Raw genomic sequence first — 6334 nt, 5'->3', positions numbered from 1 at the left:
CCGCGTCTGGAGTGCGGGCCGCAAGCTGCTGCTCATGGCGCTGCTGGGAACGGGCCTGTTCCTCATCGATTCACCGTGGCTGCTGGCCCTGGCCGGCGCCGCCTGCGGCCTGCTGTGGCTGTCGCTGGGCCGCGCCACCGAGGGCGCACGGCGGCTCATGCTGTCGGTGACCGTGGCCGCCCTGCTGGTGGCTGCCTTCCATGTGTGGATGCAGCATTACGCCCTGGCCGCCTCCAGCGCGCTGCGCCTGGTCTGCGCCTCCACGCTGGGCATGGCGCTGACCGTGAGCACGCGCCCCAGCGATCTGGTCGATGTGCTGGAGCGGCTGCTGGCGCCGCTGGAGCGCATCGGCATCTCCCCCGAACAGGTGGCCCTGCAGCTGGCATTGATGCTGCGTTTCACCGAGCATTTCTTCGTGCAGTGGAAGCGCATGGACGATGCCCACCGGCTGCGCACGGGCCGCGCCGGCGGCCTGCGCCTGATTGCGCCGCTGACCATCCACATGCTGCAGGCCACGCGCCGCGTGTCCGATGCGCTGTGGGCGCGCCTGGGCCGCTGAGGCCTGCCCTGCCGATTTGCCCTGCTGAACTGCCCTTCCTGACCGACAGCGAGAACTCTCCATGACCGCTCCCTCCACCGTCTCACGCGCCTCGGCGCGCTCCATGGCCCAGGTCTCGCTGTTCGCGGCACTGATGGCCGTCATGGGCCTGATTCCCAAGATCGACCTGCCGCTGGGCGTGCCCATCACCATCCAGTCGCTGGGCGTGATGCTGGCCGGCGTGATGCTCGGCCCCTGGCGCGGCATGCAGTCCATGCTGCTGTTCCTTGCGGCCGTGGCCGTGGGCCTGCCGCTGCTGTCGGGCGGGCGCGGCGGCATTGCCGTCTTCATGGCGCCCTCGGCCGGCTACCTGCTGGGCTACCCGCTGGCGGCCTGCATTGCCGGCCTGGTCATGCGTGCGCTGCCCCAGGGCTCGCCCCGGCGCGCGGCGCTCAGCGCCTTTGCGGCCTCGGCGCTGGGCGGGCTGGTGGCCCTGCATGCCTTCGGCGTGCTGGGGCTGATGCTGATGGCCAAGCTCAGCCTGTCGCAGGCCTTCATGGCCACCTTGCTGTTCGTGCCCGGCGATCTGGTCAAGTGCGTGCTGTGCGCCCTGGTGGTGCACACGGTGGCGCGCGGCATGCCGGACTGGCCGTTCGGAGGCCGCCAGCATGGCTGAGCCATCCGCGCGTCATCCGCTGGCCGCGCCGCTGCAGCACCCATGGACCCTGGTCCATGGCCCGCTGGAGCATTGGGCGCGGCAGCGCCCCGATGCGATGGCGCTGCAAAGCGAGGCCGGCCAATGGAGCTTTGCCGCGCTGCATGCCGCCGTGCTGCAGCGCTCGGCCGCGCTGGTGGCCGGCCAGGCGCCAGAGATGCTGCTGGTGGACACGGGCGGCAGCGCCAGCACCGTGGATGCCATCGTCGAATTCCTCGCCATCCTGCACAGCGGCCGCTGCGCCGCCGTGGCCGATCCTGATTGGCCCGAGGCCGTGCGCAGCCGCATCGAGGGCTGGCTGCCCACGGCGCCCAGCGCTCTGGCCGAGGCCACGGCCACCGGCGCCTTCTACACCGGCTTCACCTCGGGCAGCACCGGGCTGCCCAAGGGCTTCATGCGCCACCACCGTTCGTGGACAGAGAGCTTTCGCGTCTGCCTGCAGGACTTCGGCCCCGTGGCCGCGCAGCGCACCATGGCGCCCGGGCGCATCTCGCATTCGCTGTTCCTGTTCGGCGTGATGCAGGGCCTGTGGTGCGGCGAAGGCGCCGTGGTGCAGGAGCGGTTCTCGGCGGCGCGCTGCCTGACCAGCCTGGCGCGCGGCGAAGCCCCCTGCCTGGTCGCCGTGCCCAGCCAGCTGCTGCTGATGCTGCAATGGGCCGCACACCGCGCGCTGGCGCCCATCCCCGAGGTGGAACTGATCATGATCAGCGGCGCGCGCTGGATGCGCGCCCAGACCCCAGCCCTGCGCGCGCTGTTTCCGCGCGCACGCATCATCGAGTTCTACGGCGCCTCGGAGGCCAGCTTCATCGCCTGGATGGAGGCCGACGAACAGGCCCCGCCCCAGGCCGTGGGCCGGCCCTTCAGCAATGTGCAGTTGCAGATCCGCCCCGCCACGCAGCAGCCCGGCGACCAGCCCCTGCAGCCGGGCGAGGACGGCCTGATCTACATGCGCAGCCCCATGCTGTTCATGGACTATGTGGGCGAGGCGCGCGATGGCACGGCCGCGCTGCGCGACGGCGAATGGCTGTCCGTGCGCGACATGGGCCATATCGATGCCGGCGGCCAGCTGTGCCTGGCCGGGCGCCAGAGCCGCATGCTCGTCACCCAGGGCAAGAACCTGTTCCCCGAGGAAGTCGAGACCCTGCTGGCCGCGCACCCGGGCGTGGCCCAGGTCTCCATCCAAGGCCTGCCCGACGCGCTGCGCGGCATGCAGGTGCACGCCGTCGTGCAATGGCACGGCGCCGCGCCCGCAGGCTCCGCACAGGCGCTGGCGGCCTGGCTGCGCGACCGGCTGGAAAGCTACAAGCTGCCGCGCCAATGGTGGAGCTGCACCGACTGGCCGCAGACCGCCAGCGGCAAGACCGACCACGGCCGGCTGGCGCGCGCACTGGCCGCCACTGCCACCGCCACAGACGCTGGCCGGGCACTGCCCGGCGAACCCGCGCTGCTGCCCCTGCCATGAACCTGCAAGACGCCCCCGTCATCCTGGCCTGGGCGCGCAGCCCTGTCGCCCCCGTGGGCGGTGCATTGCGCGAATTTGCTGCGCACGAGCTGGGCGCGCCCGTGCTCCAGGCCCTGCTGGCCCGGGCCGGCCTGCCTGCCCGGGCCGTGGATGCCGTGGTCTTAGGCAACGCCCTGGGCGCAGGCGGCAACCCGGCCCGCATGCTGGCCCTGGCTGCGGGCCTGCCGGAGCGCTGCGCGGCCCACAGCGTGGATACCCAGTGCTGCTCGGGCCTGGACAGCGTGGCCCTGGCCGCAGGCCTGCTGATGTCGGGCCAGGCCGATATCGTGGTGGCCGGTGGTGCCGAGGCCTGGAGCCGCGCCCCCATCCGCCAGACGCGCCCGCGCCATGCAGGCGAGCTGCCCGTCACCTATGACCGCCCCGCCTTCGCCCCCGATCCCGCACGTGACCCGGACCTGCTGCAATCGGCCGCCGACCACGCGCTGGCCCACGGCATCACCCGCGCCGTTCAGGAGGCCCATGCCATCCAGAGCCACGCGCAGGCGCTCGCGCACCGCGACCGGTTGGCCCAAGAGATCGTGCCCATGGCGGGGCTGGACCACGACGCCTATCCGCGCGCCCTGAATCCGGCCCGCGTTGCCCGCATGCCCGTGGTGGCCGAAGCGGGCAGCGCCTTTGATGCCCAGGCGCGCCAGCGCCATGCGCTGAGCACGCCCACCATCTCGCCCAAGGCCGATGGCGCTGCCCTGGTGCTGCTGGCCACGCCGCAGGCCTGTGCACGCCTGGGCCTGCAGCCACGCGCCCGCTGGGTGGCCAGTGCCTCGCTGGGCCATGCGCCCGAAACACCGCTGGTCGCCGCCGCACTGGCGGCCCAGCAGGTGCTGGAGCGTGCAGCCGCAGCGCTGCAGCTGCCTGGCCTGACTGCGGCAGAGCTCCAGGCTGTGGAGCTGCACGATGCCTTCGCCGTGCAGGCCCTGGCCTTTGCCGAAACCCTGGGCCTGCCGCTGCAGCAGCTCAACACCGGCGGCGGTGGCCTGGCGCGCGGCCATCCCATAGGCGCATCGGGCGCGGTTGCGCTGGTGCGCATGCTCTCAGACCTGCACCGCACGCCAGCAGCCCACAGACCGGCCCTGGGCCTGGCCGCCATTGCAGGGGCTGGCGGCATAGGCGCGGCCTGCCTGGTGCAGGCGCTTTGAATCCATGGACTCCGCATTTCCCATGTCCGCCAACCCACCGTCCGACACCCTTCCCTTTGGCGATGCGCATGAGGCCCTGGTGCACGCGCGCCGCTCCGTGCGCGCCTACCGGCCCGATCCCGTGCCGGACGCGCTGCTGCACCATTTGCTGCAATCGGCCCGCCGGGCGCCCAGCGGCGGCAACCTGCAGCCCGGCCAGTTCATCCAGGTGCGCGGCAGCCTGCGCGGCGCACTCACACAGGCGCTGCTGGCCGACTGGCAAGGCGGAGCACCTGAGCGCGAGGACTACGGCTACTTCCCCCGCCCCATGCCCATGGCGCTGCGCAAGCGCCAGGTGGCATCGGCCCAGGCCCTGTACAGCGCCCTGGGCGTGGCCCGCGAGGACCGTGCCGGGCGCGACGCGCAGTTCGGCCGCAACTACCGCTTCTTCGACGCGCCCGTGGCCCTGGTCGTGAGCATTGATGCCCGCTTCGGCGCAGGCGGTTACATGGACCTGGGCATGACCCTGTACGGCCTGCAAATGGCCGCAGCCGCCCAGGGCCTTGGCAGCTGCGCCATCGGCGCCCTGGCCTCCTACCCCGACACCGTGCGCCGCGTACTCGACCTGCCGCCCGGCGAGCACATCGTCTGCGGCCTGGCCCTGGGCTGGCCCGACGAGGCCGCCCCCGTTAACCGTACCCAGACCACCCGCGCACCGCTGACCGAATACTTCAAAGTGCTGGGGGAATGAAAAAAAGCTGCCGAAATCGGCAGCTTTGCGAGCTCGCGCCCACTAGTACGGGTCATGGCGATGGCACCACCAAGGCCCAACCCGGGGACACCGAGGAAGGGCAGCCCCGCACCGAGGGTGTCGTCCCCCTCCCCCGCGAAGCGGGTAGAGAGGGGGAAGGCGCGTCAGCGCCTCAGGGGGTGCGTTCTTCAGAACGCAGGAATCACCGACCCCTTGAACTGCACATCAATGAACTGGCGCACTTCATCGGAGTGGTAGGCCTTGATCAGCTGCGCCACCCAGGGCTTGCCCTTGTCGGCATCGCGCGCGACCAGGATGTTCACATAGGGGTTCTTGGCGGCTTCCTGCGCAATGGCATCGGTCTTGGGGTTCAGGCCTGCCGAGATCGCGAAGTTGGTGTTGATGGCCGAGGCGTCCAGGTCATCCAGCGAGCGTGGCAGCTGGGCTGCGTCCAGCTCCACGAAGCGCAGCTTCTTGGGGTTGGAGACCACGTCCAGCGGCGTGGCCTTCAGGCCCGCGATTTCCTTGAGCTTGATCAGGCCCTGGGCCTGCAGCAGCAGCAGCACGCGGCCACCGTTGGTGGGGTCGTTGGGGATGCCGAACTTGGCGCCCTGGGGCAGGTCGGCCAGCTGCTTGATCTTCTTGGAATAGATGCCGATGGGGAAATTCACCGTGTCGGCCACCCAGCCGATCTTGTAGCCGCGGTCGCGCACCTGGGCGTCGAGGTAGGGGCGGTGCTGGTAGCTGTTGGCATCCAGGTCACCGGCAGACAGCGCGGCATTGGGCTGCACGTAGTCGCCGAATTCAACGATCTGGATCTTCAGGCCGTTCTTCTCGGCGACCTTCTTGACCTGCTCCATGATCTGGGCGTGCGGGCCGGCCGTGACGCCGACCTTGATGGGCTTGTCCTGCGCCTGCGCGGGCATGGCCAGCAGGGTCATGGCGGCGGTGCTGGCAATCGCGGCGGCCGTGAGCGTGCGGCGGAGGAAATGGCGCTTGGTGGGCATGGATGCGGTTCCTTGTAACCTGTCAAAAACACAGGCGCACACTGTAGCGCCAACACAGCGCACGGCGACCGTACCGGCACACTGCGGCTAGACAGTTTTTTCAGTAGCTCACAACCGGCGCCGCAGCGCGGGCGTCAGCGGTCCTGGAACTCGGGCGTTGCCATGACCTGGTGGGCCACGACATCCAGTACGGGGTGGGGTTGCTCCTGGCGGTCTATCCAGACCTTGGGCGTGAAGCTGCCACGCAGCGCCACGGCATCGCCTTCGATCAGATTGCGCAGCACCTCGCAGGCCTGGGCGTCGAATGCAACCACGTTGACCGGGATGGAAGTGCCATCGGATGCCTCGGAACGCACGCGGGCCACCATGAAGGGGCGCCGATTGCGGTCGCTGCGGTGTTCGGGCGTACCGGTGAGTCTGCCGGTAATCAGTCCATCCATCATGTGCGAGACCAGGAAGAAATCGTCAGTTACAAAAGACGCCATTGTAGGTGCAGGTCTTACGCATCCAGACCTGGCGGCGCATCTTCACGGTGCATGGAGTTTTCTGCGCTGGCTGCCCTCGCCATCCGCGAGGGAGCCGCCTGGCGGAACTGCACCCGCCCTTCGCCGCAAGGCACAATCGCGCGCAAAATCAAACGTACAAAGCAAAAAGCTCCTGACGTTTCCGTCAGGAGCTTTGCGTTG

8 protein-coding genes are annotated in these 6334 nt (G+C 70.0%); 5 read left to right on the top strand and 3 right to left on the bottom strand.

Annotated elements, in window-relative coordinates:
• The 5 genes from L995_RS23975 to L995_RS23955 form a co-directional block, all read left to right on the top strand.
• A partial coding sequence (locus tag L995_RS23975; RefSeq protein WP_047473941.1) for an energy-coupling factor transporter transmembrane component T family protein occupies nucleotides 1-559 on the top strand: 559 nt, incomplete at its 5' end.
• 61 nt (nucleotides 560-620) lie between these two features.
• Complete coding sequence (locus tag L995_RS23970; protein WP_016448270.1) at nucleotides 621-1214, top strand: biotin transporter BioY; 594 nt, start codon at nucleotides 621-623, stop codon at nucleotides 1212-1214.
• On the top strand, nucleotides 1207-2715 hold the full coding sequence (locus tag L995_RS23965; protein WP_047473940.1) for an AMP-binding protein: 1509 nt from the start codon (nucleotides 1207-1209) through the stop codon (nucleotides 2713-2715). Before L995_RS23970 ends, L995_RS23965 begins: the two co-directional genes overlap by 8 nt.
• Entirely contained in the window at nucleotides 2712-3911 is a 1200-nt protein-coding gene (locus tag L995_RS23960) for a thiolase family protein (RefSeq protein ID WP_047473939.1), read from the top strand. Before L995_RS23965 ends, L995_RS23960 begins: the two co-directional genes overlap by 4 nt.
• 4 nt (nucleotides 3912-3915) lie before the next feature.
• Nucleotides 3916-4641 (top strand): nitroreductase, encoded by a 726-nt coding sequence (locus L995_RS23955; RefSeq protein WP_047473938.1) that lies wholly within the window; start codon nucleotides 3916-3918, stop codon nucleotides 4639-4641.
• Nucleotides 4642-4829: 188 nt separating this feature from the next.
• Here the strand turns inward: L995_RS23955 and L995_RS23950 are convergent, their stop codons facing one another.
• The 3 genes from L995_RS23950 to L995_RS34485 all read right to left on the bottom strand — a co-directional run.
• On the bottom strand, nucleotides 4830-5648 hold the full coding sequence (locus tag L995_RS23950) for a MetQ/NlpA family ABC transporter substrate-binding protein (RefSeq protein WP_047473937.1): 819 nt from the start codon (nucleotides 5646-5648) through the stop codon (nucleotides 4830-4832).
• Between the two features lie 134 nt (nucleotides 5649-5782).
• The gene (locus L995_RS23945) at nucleotides 5783-6133 is read right to left on the bottom strand and encodes a single-stranded DNA-binding protein (protein WP_012206405.1); all 351 of its coding nucleotides are present in this window, start codon (nucleotides 6131-6133) and stop codon (nucleotides 5783-5785) included.
• A gap of 14 nt (nucleotides 6134-6147) precedes the next feature.
• Nucleotides 6148-6334 (bottom strand): hypothetical protein (locus L995_RS34485; RefSeq protein ID WP_231574518.1); only part of this gene is annotated, 187 nt, incomplete at its 5' end.

Source organism: Delftia sp. ZNC0008 (assembly GCF_000799035.1).
In the GTDB taxonomy this organism is placed as follows: Bacteria; Pseudomonadota; Gammaproteobacteria; order Burkholderiales; family Burkholderiaceae_C; genus Comamonas; species Comamonas tsuruhatensis.
This window is presented reverse-complemented; position numbering and strand designations above follow the sequence as displayed.